The following is a 17,892-nucleotide window of genomic DNA, read 5'->3' as shown; positions in this document are numbered from 1 at the left end:
AGTTGTTCCACCCAGTAGCGAACTGCACCCCATTCCATCGTCAGCAGTGTCTTTCGTCACTGACGGGATTAGGTGACTAAACGCGCCTTGAGCCTGGTAGCAGCGCCTCGGCTCAGCTTTGGCCGGGTCAGGGATGCCAAGACACATGCCCCTCGCGGGCTCAAGGAAACTGGCATGGTTAAGCTGACGAACAGCAGGAGGTGCAACCGGGATCACCTTCGTCCCACCGGCTCGGGACGTCAAAGTGTAGATACGAGATTTGGAGATCGGGAGGGCTGCGGGTGCCTTCAAGACGGCCCGCATAGATTGGGTACCGCTCGCCCCACCTTTCCGAGCGAGCCAGCACTGGCTCGCCGTCCAGCGAACAGACTTGGCCGTCGCAATCGGAGGGTCAGGGAAGCCTTAGAGACGCCCCGTCACCAACAGGACGATCAGCACGATGATCAGGATGCCGCCCAGTCCGATGCCGCCGATCCCGTTGTAGCCACCGCCGTAGTAGCCGTAGCCGCCACCACCGAAGGCGAGCACGATCAGGACGATCAGGTGGAACTCGCTCGTCAGGAGGGGGACCCGTCGAGCTAGGGCTTCAGACGATGGTCAAGCTTCGGGTACAACAGCTCCCAGGGCACAACTGGTCCGCCGGTCCGCATAAGGAAGCGGCGGAGCTTACACCCCGCCGCAAGTTGCCTTTGTGCCGGTCTCAGTACCGGTCCCGCCGCGGGGGCGGCCCATCCTCGTCAAACTCACGCCGACGCTCCTCACGGCGGATCGCGTCACGCCGCTCTTCCCGGAACTCCTCACGACGTTCCTCCCGACGGATCGCATCATCTTCCCGCTCACGCGGACCGCGCGGGTCTACCCGCACGCCGCCTGGTCCGATGTCGATGCTCTGAGCCACTGCTGGAACGGCTGGGATCGCCAGCAGGCCGGCTGCTATCAGCCCGCCCATGATAATGTGCTTCACGTCTAAGTCCTCTCAAGCTAGGCCGGTAACGGACTGAACGAGTTCACGTTCCACCCCGGCCGCCCAAGCCCACTGGCATCAGCAGTCACAACACCTTGGCCGGTGTGCCAATGAGATAGCCAAGCCGCCCGATCTAGCCTGACAGCTCGTCGATCATCGCTCGTTCCAAGGCAGTTATTAACTAATACGCACTCGAACTATGGCTGAAATCTAAGGCAGCAGAGCTAGTATTAACCATTTAGTATCGTTGATTGAGTATGAACCCCCCTCGAACTGGAGTGGCGGCATGCGCGTTCTGTTGATCGAAGACGACGCCACTGTCGCGCAGAGCATCGAGCTGATGCTTAAGTCCGAGGACTTCAACACCTTCACCACCGACTTGGGGGAAGAGGGCGTCGACCTCGGGAAGCTGTACGATTATGACATTATCCTACTCGATCTGAACCTGCCTGACATGTCGGGCTATGAGGTCCTGCGCTCGCTGCGCTTGGCGAAAGTGAAGACGCCGGTTCTCGTCCTCTCGGGCTTGGCCAGTATCGAGGACAAAGTGAAGGGCCTCGGGTTCGGGGCGGACGATTACCTCACCAAGCCGTTCCACAAGGACGAGCTGATCGCGCGCATCCACGCCATCGTGCGTCGCTCGAAGGGCCACGCCCAGTCGACGATCACGATCGAGGACCTCACGGTCGACCTCGACGAGAAGATGGCTTCGATCGAGGGCAAACGTGTCCCCCTGACAACGAAGGAGTACCAGTTGCTGGAACTCCTCGCACTCCGGAAGGGCTCGACGATCACGAAGGAGATGTTCCTCAACCACCTCTACGGCGGTTTGGACGAGCCGGAGCTGAAGATCATCGACGTCTTCATATGCAAGCTGCGTAAGAAGCTCGCCAACGCCAGCTCAGGCAAGAACTACATCGAAACCGTCTGGGGACGCGGATACGTGATGCGCGACGGCATCAGCGAAATGCGAGCCATGGCGGGTTAGAGTTCTCTAAACCGACAAAGAAAACCTTTAGCCCGTGTTGATTTCTGATGTTCATCGGCCCACACGTTCTGCTTCGCTTGAGCAGGTGTGCCGTGGACGAGAACGCAGAGACCATCGAGACTGCTGCCGTCGATTATATCGAATTCACGGCTGAGATTGTCTCAGCCTACGTTTCCAACAACCCAGTGCGTCCCGCCGATATGGCGGAGTTGATCGCCAGCACGCATGCTGCGCTATCCAGTCTCGGGCAGGCGACGGCGGCAGCTCCCGCTGTCGAGAAGCTGACGTCTTCCCAGATCCGCAAGTCGGTCACGCCCGACGCCATCATCAGCTTCATCGACGGCAAGCCGTACAAGACGCTCAAGCGTCATCTGAACGGCGCCGGCATGACGATCGAGCAGTACCGGGAGCGCTACGGCCTACCGCGAGACTACCCGTCGACGGCCGCCAGCTACTCCGAGCAGCGCTCAGCGCTCGCTCGAAGCTTCGGACTCGGCCAGCAGCGCAAAAAGGCCTCTCCGAAGGCCGCTGAGCCTGCGGAGACCGTCTCTGACAAGCCGAAGCGGGCTGGGCGGCCGCGAAAGGACAAGGCGGCTGCCGAGGCGTAAGGCGCTCGTTGCCAGAACCTTACTGCAACGGTGTTGTCATCTCAGCGATGCCGTTCGGTCCGAAGCGCTCAAGCCTGGGTCCTGGCGTGTCGGTTTCACCTTGCAGCCGATCCAGGCGGGCGTTGATGGCCTCGATCCACTCCGCGTTCGTGCACGTTTCCAGGAGTGGTTCGAGGATGCCGGCTAAGTCGCTCGCGAGCGCGTCCCGGCTTATCGCGCTGAGCTTGCCGCCGCCCTTCTCGAAAGCGATAGCCACGGCTTCGCCCATAGCCAGGGCCTGATCTGCTTCGGCTGGATCCGCTGTCTCGCTGCATTCTTGAGGTCGCATCGTCAGCATCAGCTCACCCGTGGGTATGGCGTTCTGTCGATCGGCCCATGAACTCGTTCGGCACCTAAACCGTTGCACGACGAAGTCCGCCCAGCACGGGGCATCCATGGCCGAAGCAAAGCAAATGGTCGACGCGCTGGTGCGCGACCGGCAGAGCGGCACCATCGCGGCGACAGCCGCTCTGGGCGGTATCGCTCTGCTTGTCGGTCTCGCTTTAAAGGCGCTTCCAGGTCGTGTGTCCGCGCCGGAGCCAACGTCTCCCTCTGAGAATGCGAAGCCATCCGCTGCTCCGCGCAGTCCTTTCGATCATTCAGATGTCGGTGAGGACGAGGCTCGCGTCATGTTGCGGGCCATGGTGGCCGCCACGATGGCGGATGGGCTGATGGATGCCGCCGAGCGGGAGCGTCTCCACAAGGCGCTCGCGGCTGCTCAGATCGGCACCTCTGGTCGAACATGGCTGGATAGGGAACTGGCCGAGCCGGCCAGTGTCGACGAACTCGCAGCTGGGGTGAGCACTCCAGAACAGGCAGCCCGCATCTATGCCGCCGCTCGTCTCGCGATTGAACCTGACACTCTGCAGGAGCGGCAGTTCCTCAAGATGCTGGCTGAGGCACTGGACGTGCCGCCCGAGGCAGTCGCCCGGTTTGATCAGGAACTGGCTAGCTGACCCCGTACTCAGGCAGTAGCGCGTCGCGTTGCAGTGTCTGAGCCTGCGAGGCTGACCCCACGTCGAGCACCGTTCGAAGGCGCGGCGTCCGCCCACGTAGCGGGGTTCTGCCGGGAGAGGTCGTAGAGCGCATTCCCGACGAAACCGGCCACACGGCGTAGGCTCGACCCCTCACAAGTGGCGGCGATCTGTACCCCGAGTCGACGCGTGTGACTGCGACCGTAGAGGTAGATCGCGAGCCGCGCTCGCGTCGCCTCTGGAATGCCGCCGAGCTGGTCGGACAGAGCCTCCGGCTCCGCGCGATAGAGCTGGCTGAGCGTATCGATCGGCACCGGGCAGTCACCGGCCGGGTCTTCGGCACTGACGGGATAGGCACGGTTCATGACGGCACCTGCAGGCTTACCAACCGCAGGGTGCCGATGTTATGGTTAACGAAGACTTGCGGTGCTGAGGACCCTCTTGGGCGTGCTGCTGAGCCTGCTGAGATCATCTCCGACAAGCTGAAGCGCGGTGGTCGGCGACGGGAGACAAAAGAAGCTTTTATGGCTTAGAACGCAGAAGGCCCCCAGCTTCGCAGCAGGGGCCTTCGCGTGTTTCGAAATCAGCTGTGTCTGCTTAGAATGGGACAGCGCTTTCCATTATTAGCAGACTACTTGTCTCAACACTGACTCAGATTGATCTGTCGGCACTAGGGTAAATGCGAACACGCTCACGACCAGAAGCCATACCTGCACCCGGCGTGGCGGTGACATCCGTCGCCCCCGAAGGCGACCAGCCTTCAGCCTTCCAGGCATTGGCTTTTTGGTCAAGGTTGACCGAACCATGCTGTTCGAGGATGTCCATTACCATTGGACCACGCGCCTCGTCAGCGCGAACAGTGACGAGCGTACCGCCGCGACGGACACCCTCGCCATAAGCATGCGCGTCCTTTTCGCTGACACCTGCCCCCGTCAGTCCGCCAGCAAGGCCTCCAGCGGCTGCGCCGATGCCAGCGCCTGTCAGTGTGGCGACGAGCCAGCCCGCGGCCACGACCGGTCCAACGCCCGGGATTGCGATCAAGCCGAGACCCGCGAGCAAACCTGCCGCACCGCCGACTACAGTCCCAAGCGTAGCGCCTGTACCGGTGCCATCCTTGGCCTTCTCCCGGGTATCCTCACTTACGTGATGCTCATCACCTCTCAGTAAGCCGCTGTGGCGGTCTCCTTCGTTGTTACTGACAATGCTGATGTCAGCGTGCGGGACCCCACCAGCCTCGAGTTTGCTAACAGCGGTGCTTGCATCCTCGTAGCGGTCGAAGAGCGCGGTAATTGTTTGCTGAGCCATAGGAAATCTCCTCAATTAATTCTGGATCACTGCGCGGCTACGTTACCTTTGAAGTCCAGGCCCACGGTGGTGGATTTGCCGTCACGCATCGCCGTGCCGTGCCAGATGCCGTCGGCATCTTTCTTGAGGTCCTTGGCGTCCTTGAACCCTGCCTTATCGAGACGCGATCGAACCTCGCCTTCCGTGAAGCTGTTTGCGCCCTTCTCCAGCTTTGTGTTGGCAGTGCTTCCAGTGGAGGCGCCGTCCGAGGTCATCTTGTCGGTGTTGGGTCGCGTGACGCTCTGCTGACCGCCGGACTGTTGGCTGGTCTTTGCATCGGGCGAGGCGGGCGAGCCCGTCGTTGTAGTCTGGGCCAGAGCGCCCGAACTGAGCGTGCTCACGAGGAGGATGGTAGCGATTGAGGTACGCATCACGGGCTCCGGTTACGTATAGGGTGTTTGAAACACCCCAAACTCATCCCGCGTTCCAGAAATAAATTTTCATTGCCGCCAATTTAATCGGACTCCAGCTAAATGATTTTTCAGAATGGGTCTTCGTACTGGTTTATTATGACACGGAAAAATCTATATACTAGGCGAAAGGGTGCAGAAAAATATTTGAGTCGCGCTCGTAGCTCAGCGAATAATTTTGGATCGTTGTAGTTCGAACCGCATTATTACAGAAACCCGCTCCCGGAATGCCCCTTGAAGGCGTTGGCCCGCCGGATGTAGCCGACGACCGTCCTCGGATCCCGGTGGCCCGATTGATCCATGATCCGGGCGAGGTCCGCGCCGCGCTCGGCCGCCGTAGTGATGTAGCCAGCCCGCAGGCTGTGCGCCCCGAAGGTCGAGGCATCGAGCCCGGCAGCCGCGCAGTAGTGTTTCATCACGCGCTCGACCGTCTTCACACCCAGGCGGCGCGGCTCAACCCTCCCGGCCTTGTTGACTGGCCGGAACACTGGTCCGTCCGTGATGCCGGACGCATCGAGCCATTCCCGCACCAGAGCGACCGGTCGGATGAACCGACCGTGCGGGATGGCCTTCTCGACCCCCTGCCCTTCTTGATCGGTCTTGGACCTCCGAACCAAAACCCGCAGGCCGTCCGGATCTTGGACCAAGTCGGCGACGTCGAGGGCGACGAGTTCGGACCGACGGAACGCACCGGCGAAGCCCAGCGCCAGCAGCGCGCGATCTCGTTGACCCGTCAGGGTGTCGGGCGTCCGCATGAGCAGAGCCGCCAGGATGTCGGCCGTCGCCGCTGCCTTCTGCTTCGGTCGAGTGCCGATCTCACGCCGGATCCCGCGTAGACCCTCGCGCAGACCTTCGTCGTCGGTCGGGTCACGCTCACCGGCGAGCTTGTGTGCGTATCGGATCGCGGCGAGCCTACGGGCGATGGTCGATGCCTTCGCACCACGTATTGCCTCGTAGGTCAGAAACTCGAGCACGATGGCTGGTGTCGCTGGCATTGGGTCGAAGCCATGCCCGATGCACCAGGTCGCGAACTGTCCAGCGTCGCTGAGATAGGCGCGCTGGGTGCTCTTGGCCTTGCCCGCCCGCTGGAACGCCCGGGCCTGATCGGACAGGCCCGCGACGATCGGCAGGCCGGTCCGAGGCTCGACGACGCGAGATTTCAGCGCCTTCATGGCATCGTGTCCGATAACTGTCCTTCTCAGACACTATCACACGCGCTATGGTCGTGCGAGCGTCATTCCACGATCCCGCTTTTATCACACCACGAAAGTGTGATGATGGCGCGCCGGGCTTCGACGACCTGTGAGTCGCTAAGTTGGCGACACACGGGGCGATCTCGCCGACGGGCGGGGTTCGCCAAGTTGGCGAAGGCCATGCCATGCCCCCTTGCTAGTTTTAGCGAACGGCGCGGTATGGCAACGTTGGCGCCAAGTCGGCGCTCACGCTTCCAAGTGAGCTCGGCGTTAGAAAGACGTGACAGCGGTGGTTTTGTCCCACCATAGTAGCGGGAGCATGGCGCCGAAATGGTGCGGATCATTGGCCTAGCCCAGTCCAAGGGTGGCGTCGGCAAGACGACCACGGCCCTCAACCTCGCCGCCGAGCTGCACCGCCGCGGGCGCACCGTCGCCGTGCTCGACGCGGATCCGGCCGCGCATGCCGCCTCGATCGCAGAGGACGGGCAGTTGCCGTTCAAGGTCGCCCCGCACCTGCTGGAGGAAGACGCCGACGCCGCGGTGTCTGCGTGGGTGAAGACCGTTCGGAGCCAGGGGACCGACTTCGTGCTGATCGACGCCCCGGGCGCGATGGGCGCGGCCTTCGGCGCCACCATAGCCGTGTCTGATCTCGTGCTGGTGCCGTCCGGATCGACCGTGCTGGATGTGCGCGGCGCGGCCGAGACAGTTGGCACGATCCGCCGACATCGGAAGGCCGCTAAGCGCGACCGGCCCGACATCTTGATCGTCCCGAGCCGCATCGACAAGCGCACCGGGGCAGGGCGAGACGTGGTGACGACGCTGGCCGCCCTCACCGAGCCGGTAGCGCCGGCCATCTCCTACCGCGCCATCGTGGCCGACAGCCTCGCGACGGGCGAAGCCGTGCCGCCTGATACGCCATCCGCCGCCGAGTTCGCCGCGCTCGCCGATGCCGTCATGGTCCGCCTGGGAGAGACCCAATGAGCCGTCGCCCGAACGTCTCGCAGACGCTGGCGATGAAGGCCGCAGCGGCAGCCGCCCGCGAAGTCGAACAGGACGATGCAGATGCTAGCTTGGCGCCCGCATCTCAGGCGGAGGCCGAGCCCTCGCCACCCATACAAGAGCCGCAGCCAGTCGACACCGAGGATCGCGCTAAGGCCGTCGGCAGGCCCAAGGGGCGCCGGCCCGTCGCGGCTCGGCAGACAGTCTACCTTGATGATGCCCGGCACGCCGCGCTCGCTCGCATAGCCGAGGATCGGGGCCGCTCAATCCATTCCCTCATCCTGGAAGGGATAGACCACGTGATCGGCAAACCCACCGCGAAAGGATGGCAATAGCCCTTTTCTGGCGTCTCAAAAGTAATTTTATGGTGTTGAAAAAACACTAATAAAGCTCGAAATTAGCGCTTTCATCGGCGGCACGGTTCGGCGCACGCGAAGCCGGGATGCAGCCAGTCGGCTGGTCCCGGCTTTTGAATGGAACGTCAAGCGCATCACCGCGCCCAGCCTGCCTTGATGATCAATCCGGCTCGGCGCTTGCAACGGCTGCGTGCCCGGCATCCTGCGACCAAACTGGGATGACCGAGGGCCGACCTGCCCACCGCAGGTTCGTCCTGCACGTTACCACGGAGAGCGCACGCATGCCGGGCAAGCTGAAAACTCATCTGCGGACGCTGCTCGGCGGACTCCTGATCATCACCGCCGGAGCCTCGGCCGCGATCAGCGCCGAGATATCCGATGGCGTGGTCCGGATCGGCGTTGTCAACGATCAAACTGGGTTCCTGTCCGATCCCACCGGCAAGGGATCGGTCATCGCGACCCAGATGGCGATCGAGGACTTCAAGCCGGATGCGCATGGCCTAAAGGTTGAGGTCGTTTCGGCCGATCACCAGAACAAGCCCGATGTCGGCGCTACGATCGTCCGCAAGTGGATCGACGTCGATGGCGTCGATCTGATCGTTGATGTCGGCAACTCAGCCGTCGCCTTGGCGATCCAGTCCATCATTCGCGAGAAGAACAAAATTGCGGTCTACTCGGCCGTGGCCACCACTGAGGTGACCGGCAAGCAGTGTGTCCCTACCGGACTCTCTTGGCTGCACGACGCCTACAACCTCGTGGCTGGTCCGATCCGTGACCTCGTCCCAAAGGGCCAGAAGACGTGGTTCTTCATCGGCGCGGACTACGCGTTTGGCCGCAACATGGTCTCAGTATCCAAGACGCTCCTAGCGGCGGCCGGTGGCAAGTCTGTGGGCGAGGTGTTTCACCCTTCGGCGGAGACCGATTACACCTCGTACCTGTTGCAAGCCCAAGCGTCAGGGGCCGACACCATCGGCTTCGCCAGCACCGGGTCCCAACTCGTCACCGAGATGAAGCAGTGGACCGAGTTCGGCATGACCGGCGGTCCCCAGAAGCCGGTGGCCGGGCTGCTCTTCCTGACCGACACGCATAGCATGGGCCTAAAGATCGCGGCTGGCCTACGTGCAGTCACGGCGTGGTATTGGGACCTGAACGACGAAACCCGCGCCTTCGCGCAACGGTTCTACAAGCTCCACGGCGCCATGCCGAGCGAAGCCCAGGCGTCGATGTACTCAGCGGTGGGCCATTACCTGAAAGGCGTGGCGTCGACCAAGACCGATGACACGGACACGGTCCTGGCGTGGATGCGCGCCAACCCTGTGGATGACTTCTACGCCCGCGGCGCGACGCTGCGAGCCGACAGCAGGCTCGTCCATGACTTCTACCTCGTGGAGGTGAAAAGCCCGACGGAGTCGAAGGGGCCGTGGGACCTTTACAAGGTTCTGAGCACGATCAAGCCCAAGGATGCCTATCCGACGCTTGCCGATAGCGAGTGTCCGTTGGCTAAGGCAGTTGCCGCTCGCTGAAGCGAGGCCGGGCGAGCCGTGATGACATGGCCGCCCGGCCGACACGTGATGGACGTTCTGTTCGGAGCAAAGTGGCCGGTTCGCGCGTCTGCGCTGCGACACGCGCCAGCCATTCAAGAACGGACGATCGATGAGTCGAGAAGTAAACAGCGATCGGCGTCCGACCGTAGTCGTGACCGGTGGCAGCGCTGGAGTAGGGCGAGCCATCGCCCACGAGTTTGCCCGGCACAGCTGGAACGTTTCTGTCCTCGCCCGAGGTGAAGCTGGGCTGAAGGGGACGGTGCGAGACATCGAGCAGGCTGGCGGTCGTGCGCTCGCGCAGCAGGTCGATGTCGCCGATGCCGATGCCGTCATGCGGGCAGCAGACGAGACGGTGAGGGAGTTCGGCGGTATCGACGTCTGGATCAACGTCGCCATGGTGACGATCTATGCGCCCGTGCAGCAGACCTCCCCAGAGGAGTTCAAGCGCGCGACCGAGGTGACTTATCTCGGGCAGGTCTACGGCACGCTCGCCGCTCTCAAGCATATGCAGCCTCGCGATGCCGGCGCCATCGTTTGCATCGGCTCCGCTTTGGCTTACCGATCGATCCCGCTGCAATCGAGCTACTGCGCGGCCAAGGCTGCCGTGCGCGGTTTCATCGACAGTCTGCGTAGCGAGCTTCTGCACGACGGCAGCCGGGTTCGGTTGACGATGGTACAACTCCCGGCCGTCAACACGCCCCAGTTCGATTGGGCCCGCACGCGCATGCCGCGTCGGCTTGAGCCGGTGCCGCCGATCTACCAGCCCGAGGCTATCGCGCGCCACGTGTACCAGGCCGCCCACACCTCGCCGCGTGAGCTCTGGATCGGCTTTCCGACGTGGAAGGCTATTATCGGCAATATGCTCGTTCCTGGTTGGATCGACGGCTACCTCGCTCGTCACGGCTACCGCGGGGAGATGACGAACCAAGCGGCGATCGAAGGGCGACCGGACAACCTTTACGATCCCGTCGACACCGATCCCGGCGCACATGGTCGCTTCGACAATCGATCGGTCGACACAGTCTCGGCAGTTGATCCGAAATGGCTCAAAATCGGCCTCGCTGGCGCACTTGGCCTCGTTGCAGCAACGGCTCTGTTTGCGGCTGGAGAGCAGGGTAAGGCCGATGGTCGGCGACGGGTTGCCGGACGGTATCAGCACCGGCCATGACCGTAGAACGATAGACGGGGCAGGGGAGCCACGGTAGCTCCCCGTCATGCCCAATAAGATCCCCAGCGTCGGCGACCTGCGTCGCAAGTCGGAGGTGTCGGACGAGGAGATCGAGGATGCGACTGCCGCCTACCTGAAGGACGACGGCGCCCCGCCGTTCGCCATCAAGTCCGGACATCGTGAGGCGGTGCGCCAGAAAGCTATGAAAAAACCCGCCACGGCGAACCGGGCGGGGTGAGGGACGGGTCTTGGTTTGGGCTCCATGCGGCTACTTTATTCTACTTTGGGTTGCAACATCGAAATGATGCAACCGGATGCGAACGATGAGTAAACGCTCGCGCGGCTGAGCCGGCGACCCTGAGATGACGAGATGGCGCCCCTGTCGAAGCTGCGTCGCCAAACGGTTCGGCCTTGATCTGCCGACGCGACGAGAAAGAGTCCGATCTCACTCCCGTGTGAGCTAGGCCTGCGCCGCACGATGGTGAAGACCGCCATTGTCATGGGCTTCCCGGTGCAGGGATGAACGAGCACAACCGACTGCCGTCCGCCTACGCGCAGGGGCTGGACGAGCCCATCCCATAGGTAGCGTTCTATTCTCTCAGTTCTGACGTAGAAGCGGCGGATGCGAGAGCCTCGCTGGAACGGAATGCCTCCGACGCGCGCTAAGTGTACCGGCTGGGGATGGCGCCTTAGGCGCACCTGCAAAGTGGTGTCTCAGCGATGCCATAGCTTCAGGAACGATATTTGATGCGTTGGCAAGTGATCATGTGCTTCAGCGCAGGTCTGATCGTGGCATATATGACGCCAGCCTATGCTGACGTGAAAGTCGAGGACGCTAAGATCACGGGCGGGTATCTGTGGGTACTTGGGTACGCCGACGAGCCAGACAGTGAAATCACCCTCGACGGCAAGTTCACCCAGCGTACTGACCCCCGAGGTTATTTTGAATTTCGCGTGGTCTATCACCCGGCCACCTGCATCGCGACGCTCCGAACCCCTAAACAGTCGCGCGATGTCGTGGTCAGTGGCTGCGGCCAACAAGGGCCGCAGGCGCCGGGGCTTATTGGCCCCGTAGGACCGCGCGGTGAAGTTGGGCTCAAAGGAGAGCCAGGCTCAAAAGGCGACATGGGAGCGATGGGTCCGCCCGGTCCTAAGGGGATGATTGGACCTGCTGGTGCACAGGGCGAAGCCGGTCCATCGGGCCCCGAAGGGCTGGCCGGTATAGCCGGGCCAGCCGGACCAGCCGGACCAGCCGGGCCACGAGGACCCCAGGGTGCTCCTGGCCTAGTAGGGAAGATGGGTCCGCCTGGTACCAACGCCACGGCAAAATTACCATCGACGACGAGTTCAGCTACCAAACGGGAAGCGGCGCGTCCGAAGCCCGAGCCGGAGGCTTCGCCCGGCGCCCCCATTGAGCCTCAGCTTGAGTCAGGGGCCGCAGTTGGCGACCGCTACTGAGCGTTCGCCGCAGAGGCCACATCATTTGAGCTGCCGGGATGTCTCTGGTGCAGTCGATTGTGACATTGAGGCAAAGGCGTGCGTTTGGATGCTGATCGCGCTGGCATTACCGTCATGAACGACAGGATCGTAAAGGCCATACCTTCCGCGCGCTCGCTCGCCTGGGAGCTGACGGATCCGCCATCAGGGGAGGGACCCCGCAAGCTCTGCGCTGGTCCCAGGCGACCGATCCTGCCGCCGTACGATCCGAGCACGATCCCGAAGCGTGATCTCACTCTTCGGCCATTCCATGCAGGCGGCTTCGAACGCAGCGACCGCCAGGGACAGGGGGAAGATGGTGGCGAGATGCAGCTCGATCCCACCTCCGTGTTCGGCCCAAACTTCGATCGTGTAGGGGACGCCGGGCGGCACCGGCGCGTTGGTTTGCCGGTAGGTTGGCAGGGTGATCGCAGCCAGACACAGATGCTCGTATTTCCGCGCCGGCGGCGCCCCAGGCGGACGCTGGTGGCGGCACGAGGCCGTCAGCACCCGCAGGAGATCGACCGTCGAGATATCGGGCCCGTACTTTTGAAGCAGGCTGGCCACGCTGTAGCGGCCCGAACGCTTGCAGGAGGCACAATCGACCCACACTCGGCCGGGCTGCACATTTCCCAGGCGCCCCATTCTGGTGCTCCTCCGCTCGCGAACGAACCACGAACAAGCCCGAGGCGGTGGTGTGGTTCAACTGATGCGAGTGGGGGCAGGCGAGATCGCGGTGGAGCAGTGTGGATGACGGGTCAAACCGCGTGCGAAATCACGTGCTTGCGCGAACCCGCGCTGCGAACTCCCAGACCGGGATACCTGGCGCCTGCCCCTTGAGGAACCGGTAGCCTGAGGTCTGGGCAAACGAAACGCGGTCGGCATGGACCGCCTGGGCTGCGCTAGTGCTGAGCATCAGCGCGCCGCAGGAGTCCACGCGCAGGGTTCCGTGCTGCGGATGCACCCCAAACAGTTCGTAAGCGGTCCAGCCGAGCCGGTGCGCCTCGGCGCCGAACTGGTCGATGAAGGCCAACGCGTTCGACCGCATCATCCCCCACTTCGCCGGGGCGAGATACCGGCAGGGCGAGGCGTGGGGCGAGATGTTCTCGATGGCGCCGTGCCAGATGGCGACGGGGTTGGGGATCAGGGTGGGGACGAGGCTGGCTGACATAATGCCGAGCTACGGCAAATGGTGCCGACCGGCCAAGCACCGCGCGGTGTGACGCTAGCGCGCTGGCAACGCTCGCCCATCCATGGCACCTCAGTTGGCATGCCGGCGCTCGTTCCTCAGACATGTGAAGCAGAAATCGAGGGCAAGTGGCGCCAAGTCAGTCTCACTGACGCTGTGGGCCGCTACGCAATAGCCGTAAAGCGTTGTCCTGCATGCCACGGGCGTGTGTCGATCAACGGCATTTACTGCGGGCCCGGTTTCAATAAGACGATGATGCATCGAAAAGCTCATAGCGGCTGCCCGCTCAAGCCGGACACGTATTGCGGCACGCCTTCACTACACCCCCAAGCGCTCACCTAACGCCCGGCTCGGCCCCGCCGCTCGATCTGATCACGGGCTGGCGGGGGAGGTCGTCTATCTCACCGGCGTGCAGGCAGCATGGCGGCCAGCGTTTGAACGAGCGTGAACGCACGTCGGAGACTGGGCGTGTTATGATGTTATAGCCGCTCGGCCGGTGCGTCAGTTGCACGACCTGTAGTTCGCGTTCTCGGAAGACAACGCTGTATGATCCGGCGATACCATATTAACCCGAGGAGTGCGGCCGATATCGTTCAGCATTGCATCCCGTGCCTTTTCGAGTCAGGTCAAAGTCGTTAAACGGTTCAATAGCTTCTGTTGCTAAGCTACCACGAACGCGGAGGTGGCAGCGACATGGGCGAGATATCGACACGATCTCTCACGATTGCGTATGTGCTAGCTCTTTCCCTAGTCGCACTGATGTCGCTCGTTTCTCATTTGACCTTGCGTCAGGTGCTCGAACAGCATGAAGGTGCCGCCTCGGTCGTGAACATCAGCGGACGGCAGCGCATGCTGTCCCAGCGCATCGCGAGCCTCTCGGCTCAGTGGGCAATGGGTGACGCGGATGCGCGTCGCGATCTGAGCGAGGCGATCGACCGGTTCTCCGCCGCGCACGCTCGCTTGATGACGGGTGATGCGGCGCTCGGCATTCCCGAACCGTCGACGCCGGAGTTGAAGGCGCTCTATTACGGCGGGTCCGATCCGCTCAATCAGCAGGTCACGCACTACATCGCCAAGGCGCGTGCGGTCCACGACATGGCCCCCGATGATACGCGCATGCGCGCCGCTCTGGCGCCGTTGTTCGCGGCGGCTCGCGAACCCCTCTTGAGCGGCTTAGACGAGGTCGTCAGCGAGCACGAGCGCACCAGCCGAAGCCGCCTCAAGATGCTGCAGTGGATGCAGAACGCCTCCCTTGTGGTTGTCCTCCTGACCCTTCTTGCGGAGGCTATGGGCATCTTCCGCCCTATGGTCGGTCGGATATCGAGCTACACCAAAAAGCTCATCACGATCGCGACCACCGATCCCCTGACGGGCGCCCTGAACCGCCGCAGTTTTACCGAGAGGGCTCTTGCGGAACTGGCACGGGGACGTCGCTATGATCGGCCCACCTCCTTCTTGATGATCGATGCAGATCGCTTCAAGACGATTAACGATACCTACGGGCACGCTGGCGGCGACGCGGTGCTTCAGGCTCTCTCATCGTGCCTCGGCCAGACGCTGCGCCCAAGCGACGTCTTCGGCCGGTTGGGAGGAGAGGAGTTTGGCGTCGTCCTGCCTGAAACGGACCTCAACGGTGCGATCCAGGTTGCCGAGCGGATACGAGGCAAATTGGCCTCACTTGTCGTGACGTCAAACAGCGCAGCCATTCGCTTTACCGTCAGCATTGGCGCGGCCGAATTCGAAGCGGCAGCCACCGAAGTGAAGCCGACCCTCGACCGTGCCGATGCCGCCCTATACGAAGCGAAGGCTCAAGGGCGAAATTGCGTAGTGAGGAGCCCCACTGCGGGAATGTCAGCGCCTTTTTCGACCACGGCCGTAGCATAACTCGTGGAAACAGCCACGGCTGGGCTGGTTGGGGCCATGTTGCAAAGACCCGCACCGACCCCGTCCGTGACTGGATGCGCTGCTCCTTCGAGATGGCCGTGTTCCACCTCCGATGTGTGGTCTACTGTGGGTGCGTGAGCAGCATCGCCCTCGACGCCCAGCACATCGACGCCTGTACCGACGCGGATGCAATCAGCGAAGCCGAGAAACAGTTCGCCCGGCTCCCAGAGACGCGCCCAGGATTGGTCACCCTCGAAGATGACGCGGGCCGTGTCGTCTGGACCTTGCAGCGCCCTGTGCCATCGCATGTTTCTGTCGAAACCTGATCGCAGGTGCCGGATTACATCCGCTCCGGCTGTGCGAGCATGATGGCGGCGCGGATGGCGGCCCGTCGAAGCTCCGCGCTGGCCCAGGGTTGCCCAATCAGCGTGTTCGCAAATGGGTGTGAGGCTACAGCCGCCGCTGGGTCGATCTGGTAGCCATCGCCGAACGCCACCAATCCGGCTTTCGGATCGGCGATGTAGGCATCCACCAAGGCCGCCACATCGTCGTCGACGATGTCGAGCGTGTCATACAGGTCGAGGGTCATCGCGCGCTTCGCCATGCGGCGCTGTAACCCAGCGATGAAGGCGCGACCTTGAGCGAGGTTAACGACCTGCAAGCAGCTCAGTCACGTCTGTGCGAGGCTCGGCCCCGCCGCCCGATCTGATCACGGGCTGGCGGGGGAGGCCGTCTATCATCAGCGTCGTCGTAGCCGAGTGCGTGAAGCGGATATCGCCGGGAGGCTAATTTCCGAGGTGCAGATATTGTGGGTTGAACTCGGCGGCCGCGGCGAGAGCAGCCCAGTCCTGGATCTCCAATCTGCGCGATCGCTGGTCAAACAGACCTTCCGTCCGCATGTCCCTCAGTACCCGGTTCATGTGGACGGACGTCAGCCCTAACGCATCGGCGAGATCATTCTGCCGAAGCGGCATCGGCATGATGTGATCACCCGCGAGGCTGACCGCTTCGAGGCGCAGGTATAGCTCGCAGAAGAGGTGGGCCACCTTCTGACGGGCATCGCGTCGTCCCAAGCTGGTGATCCAGGCCCGGTGGGTTGCTGCGGTCACGACAGTTTCTCGCCAAAAAGCTTGGACGATAGCAGGGGACCGGTCGGACAGCTTCCGCAGTTCGGTATGCGGCACGAAGGCGACGCTGGCCCGAGTCACCGCAGCCATGCCGAAATCTGACGACGGTAGGTGCAAACTCTGCAGGTCCGGCAAATCGCCGGGCACATGGAACGATAGGATCTGACGCCGGCCATCCGCGAGGAGCTGATAGCAGCACGTCCAGCCGTCGAGGATCACGCAGCAATGCGCAAATGGACCATCCGCATAGACGATATCCCGGGAGGCGTCGATCGTCCGGATGATGAGAGGTAAGCCAAGGATCGCGCGTTCAGCTGCGACTGGCAGGAGTGCAGCACCTCCTAACCTGCGGGCCAGCGGGCCAAAGGGGGACTTAGATAGTGCCATCATATCCCGCTTCATTGAGCAGACGATGCGCCTATGACGCGGTCGCGAACTGCCGAGCCTCTCAGTCCTGCCACCAACCTAAAATATTGTATTCAGTTGCATGCTTGATCCGTCAGGCGAGCAAGGCTGCGGCATCGCGGCCGTTTGCGCGCAACCGGTGTGCCCACGGTTGACGAAGTAGCAGTACAGGAGGAGGTTCAGACGGGGCGGCTACGGAGTTAGCCATCATGAGCGACTTCAGTCACATCCTGAACTGGAAGCTTCTCCGGGGTTCGCACAAGTTTCCTGGCCCTGACGGTGGCACCTGCATCAACGAAGCGGCAGTCTTGGCGTGCGGCTTCCCCTATCAGCGTATCGGTTCGGTCAAAGCAATGCCGATCTGCTTCTCGCGCCCAATCTGTGGGCTCGCGATGCAGCTAAATGACAATGCGACGGATGCGCAGCGTCAGCGCCTGATGCCGTTTGTGACCCGCCTGGCTTGTGCAGACACGGACGAAGTCGAGCACGAGCGGGAGCGCTACATCAACGCGTACCTCAACAGCGACAATTTATTCTCACCCGCACCGTGTCAGTTCGACTTCCAGCACGGTCTGGCGACTCTAGAAGGCGCGCTCGCTATCGGGCGGCAAGCCGATCCGCTCGACACGGAGGAGGCAGCTAGCCGGCTGGAGACTGTACGCGCTTCAGCTAAACTGGCGACGAAGCGCCCTGGCTTTTTGCCTGCGAAGCTGAAGGGATGGCTGGGTCTGCCACAGGAGCTTGAGAACGCCGGGTGACACTCGGGTGCGGACGGTGATTGGGGGAGGGCAATGAGTAGCGCCCTCTAACCCTGGCTCTGAGCCTGCAGATAGTCGCGCTTCGTGAGCAGATCGTCGAGGTGGCGCTGATAAAACTCGATGCTCGCCCGCTCGCGATTTCTCCCCTCTACAGACAGGCTTGGATCATCCAGGGCATGCGTCGCTACCCGGATGCTCTCCTGCAGCGTGGCGATTTCGCGCTCGACCATCTCCAGGTCCGTCATCGCTACCCTCGCAACGTTGACTTAACCGTGCTGCCCAGCCGACATGCCATGTCCGGCTGACGCGCTCTCCACGCGAGTCGCCGGGAACATCAGGAGACACCGCCGCCGCAAGTCGACCCCTGAAAAGCCAACGGCCCCCCAGTCGCCAAACTGGAGGGCCGTCGAAATCAAAAGTGGCCTTGTGGGCCGACATGCATCCCCCACAAGCCACGAGGCGCCCC

At 62.5% G+C, this 17,892-nt stretch carries 21 protein-coding genes; 11 read left to right on the top strand and 10 right to left on the bottom strand.

Going from position 1 to position 17,892, the window contains the following annotated elements; all coding sequences use genetic code 11:
• Window positions 1-402: 402 nt before the first annotated feature.
• Window positions 403-528, bottom strand: a complete 126-nt coding sequence (locus OXS27_RS26610; RefSeq protein WP_267360107.1) for a hypothetical protein — start codon at window positions 526-528, stop codon at window positions 403-405.
• Window positions 529-691: 163 nt separating this feature from the next.
• Here OXS27_RS26610 and OXS27_RS26605 point away from each other — a divergent pair, with 163 nt between their 5' ends.
• The 3 genes from OXS27_RS26605 (at window position 692) to OXS27_RS26595 (ending at window position 2,560) form a co-directional block, all read left to right on the top strand.
• Window positions 692-970 (top strand): hypothetical protein, encoded by a 279-nt coding sequence (locus OXS27_RS26605; protein WP_267360105.1) that lies wholly within the window; start codon window positions 692-694, stop codon window positions 968-970.
• A gap of 280 nt (window positions 971-1,250) precedes the next feature.
• On the top strand, window positions 1,251-1,952 hold the full coding sequence (locus OXS27_RS26600; protein WP_267360103.1) for a response regulator transcription factor: 702 nt from the start codon (window positions 1,251-1,253) through the stop codon (window positions 1,950-1,952).
• Window positions 1,953-2,044: 92 nt separating this feature from the next.
• Window positions 2,045-2,560: a MucR family transcriptional regulator gene (locus OXS27_RS26595; RefSeq protein ID WP_267360101.1), complete on the top strand. Its 516-nt coding sequence runs from the start codon at window positions 2,045-2,047 to the stop codon at window positions 2,558-2,560.
• Between the two features lie 19 nt (window positions 2,561-2,579).
• Here the strand turns inward: OXS27_RS26595 and OXS27_RS26590 are convergent, their stop codons facing one another.
• On the bottom strand, window positions 2,580-2,897 hold the full coding sequence (locus OXS27_RS26590; RefSeq protein ID WP_267360099.1) for a hypothetical protein: 318 nt from the start codon (window positions 2,895-2,897) through the stop codon (window positions 2,580-2,582).
• 97 nt (window positions 2,898-2,994) lie between these two features.
• On the opposite strand from OXS27_RS26590, the gene OXS27_RS26585 reads away from it, so the two are divergent.
• Complete coding sequence (locus OXS27_RS26585; protein WP_267360097.1) at window positions 2,995-3,555, top strand: DUF533 domain-containing protein; 561 nt, start codon at window positions 2,995-2,997, stop codon at window positions 3,553-3,555.
• A 669-nt stretch (window positions 3,556-4,224) separates the two neighbouring features.
• Here the strand turns inward: OXS27_RS26585 and OXS27_RS26580 are convergent.
• From OXS27_RS26580 to OXS27_RS26570, 3 genes are all read right to left on the bottom strand, one after another.
• Entirely contained in the window at window positions 4,225-4,878 is a 654-nt protein-coding gene (locus OXS27_RS26580) for a hypothetical protein (protein ID WP_267360095.1), read from the bottom strand.
• A gap of 26 nt (window positions 4,879-4,904) precedes the next feature.
• The gene (locus OXS27_RS26575; protein WP_267360093.1) at window positions 4,905-5,288 is read right to left on the bottom strand and encodes a hypothetical protein; all 384 of its coding nucleotides are present in this window, start codon (window positions 5,286-5,288) and stop codon (window positions 4,905-4,907) included.
• 245 nt (window positions 5,289-5,533) lie between these two features.
• Complete coding sequence (locus tag OXS27_RS26570) at window positions 5,534-6,499, bottom strand: site-specific integrase (RefSeq protein ID WP_267360091.1); 966 nt, start codon at window positions 6,497-6,499, stop codon at window positions 5,534-5,536.
• 351 nt (window positions 6,500-6,850) lie between these two features.
• On the opposite strand from OXS27_RS26570, the gene OXS27_RS26565 reads away from it, so the two are divergent.
• The 4 genes from OXS27_RS26565 to OXS27_RS26550 all read left to right on the top strand — a co-directional run bounded on the left by OXS27_RS26565 (window position 6,851) and on the right by OXS27_RS26550 (window position 10,825).
• Window positions 6,851-7,501: a ParA family protein gene (locus OXS27_RS26565; protein ID WP_267360089.1), complete on the top strand. Its 651-nt coding sequence runs from the start codon at window positions 6,851-6,853 to the stop codon at window positions 7,499-7,501.
• Window positions 7,502-8,156: 655 nt separating this feature from the next.
• Entirely contained in the window at window positions 8,157-9,398 is a 1,242-nt protein-coding gene (locus OXS27_RS26560) for an ABC transporter substrate-binding protein (protein WP_267360087.1), read from the top strand.
• Window positions 9,399-9,528: 130 nt separating this feature from the next.
• On the top strand, window positions 9,529-10,587 hold the full coding sequence (locus OXS27_RS26555; RefSeq protein ID WP_267360085.1) for an SDR family oxidoreductase: 1,059 nt from the start codon (window positions 9,529-9,531) through the stop codon (window positions 10,585-10,587).
• A gap of 46 nt (window positions 10,588-10,633) precedes the next feature.
• Window positions 10,634-10,825, top strand: a complete 192-nt coding sequence (locus OXS27_RS26550) for a hypothetical protein (RefSeq protein WP_267360083.1) — start codon at window positions 10,634-10,636, stop codon at window positions 10,823-10,825.
• Window positions 10,826-12,228: 1,403 nt separating this feature from the next.
• On the opposite strand, the gene OXS27_RS26545 is transcribed toward OXS27_RS26550, so the two are convergent.
• Together OXS27_RS26545 and OXS27_RS26540 are read right to left on the bottom strand one after the other, a co-directional pair.
• Window positions 12,229-12,708, bottom strand: a complete 480-nt coding sequence (locus tag OXS27_RS26545) for a hypothetical protein (RefSeq protein WP_267360081.1) — start codon at window positions 12,706-12,708, stop codon at window positions 12,229-12,231.
• Window positions 12,709-12,838: 130 nt separating this feature from the next.
• Complete coding sequence (locus tag OXS27_RS26540; RefSeq protein WP_267360079.1) at window positions 12,839-13,234, bottom strand: hypothetical protein; 396 nt, start codon at window positions 13,232-13,234, stop codon at window positions 12,839-12,841.
• 711 nt (window positions 13,235-13,945) lie between these two features.
• Here OXS27_RS26540 and OXS27_RS26535 point away from each other — a divergent pair.
• Window positions 13,946-15,136, top strand: a complete 1,191-nt coding sequence (locus OXS27_RS26535; RefSeq protein ID WP_267360077.1) for a diguanylate cyclase — start codon at window positions 13,946-13,948, stop codon at window positions 15,134-15,136.
• Window positions 15,137-15,270: 134 nt separating this feature from the next.
• A complete protein-coding gene (locus tag OXS27_RS26530) occupies window positions 15,271-15,462 on the top strand; it encodes a hypothetical protein (protein ID WP_267360075.1) in 192 nt (63 codons plus the stop codon).
• A gap of 14 nt (window positions 15,463-15,476) precedes the next feature.
• Here the strand turns inward: OXS27_RS26530 and OXS27_RS26525 are convergent, their stop codons facing one another.
• Both OXS27_RS26525 and OXS27_RS26520 read right to left on the bottom strand, forming a co-directional pair.
• A complete protein-coding gene (locus OXS27_RS26525; RefSeq protein ID WP_267360073.1) occupies window positions 15,477-15,725 on the bottom strand; it encodes a hypothetical protein in 249 nt (82 codons plus the stop codon).
• A 196-nt stretch (window positions 15,726-15,921) separates the two neighbouring features.
• Window positions 15,922-16,653: a Crp/Fnr family transcriptional regulator gene (locus tag OXS27_RS26520; protein WP_267360072.1), complete on the bottom strand. Its 732-nt coding sequence runs from the start codon at window positions 16,651-16,653 to the stop codon at window positions 15,922-15,924.
• Between the two features lie 224 nt (window positions 16,654-16,877).
• Between OXS27_RS26520 and OXS27_RS26515 the strand changes: the two genes are divergently transcribed.
• On the top strand, window positions 16,878-17,426 hold the full coding sequence (locus tag OXS27_RS26515; RefSeq protein ID WP_267360070.1) for a hypothetical protein: 549 nt from the start codon (window positions 16,878-16,880) through the stop codon (window positions 17,424-17,426).
• 47 nt (window positions 17,427-17,473) lie between these two features.
• Here the strand turns inward: OXS27_RS26515 and OXS27_RS26510 are convergent, their stop codons facing one another.
• Window positions 17,474-17,671, bottom strand: a complete 198-nt coding sequence (locus OXS27_RS26510; RefSeq protein WP_267360068.1) for a hypothetical protein — start codon at window positions 17,669-17,671, stop codon at window positions 17,474-17,476.
• Between the last annotated feature and the right edge of the window lie 221 nt (window positions 17,672-17,892).

Source organism: Methylobacterium sp. GC_Met_3 (genome assembly GCF_026540775.1).
Lineage (GTDB): Bacteria > Pseudomonadota > Alphaproteobacteria > Rhizobiales > Beijerinckiaceae > Methylobacterium.
This window is presented reverse-complemented; position numbering and strand designations above follow the sequence as displayed.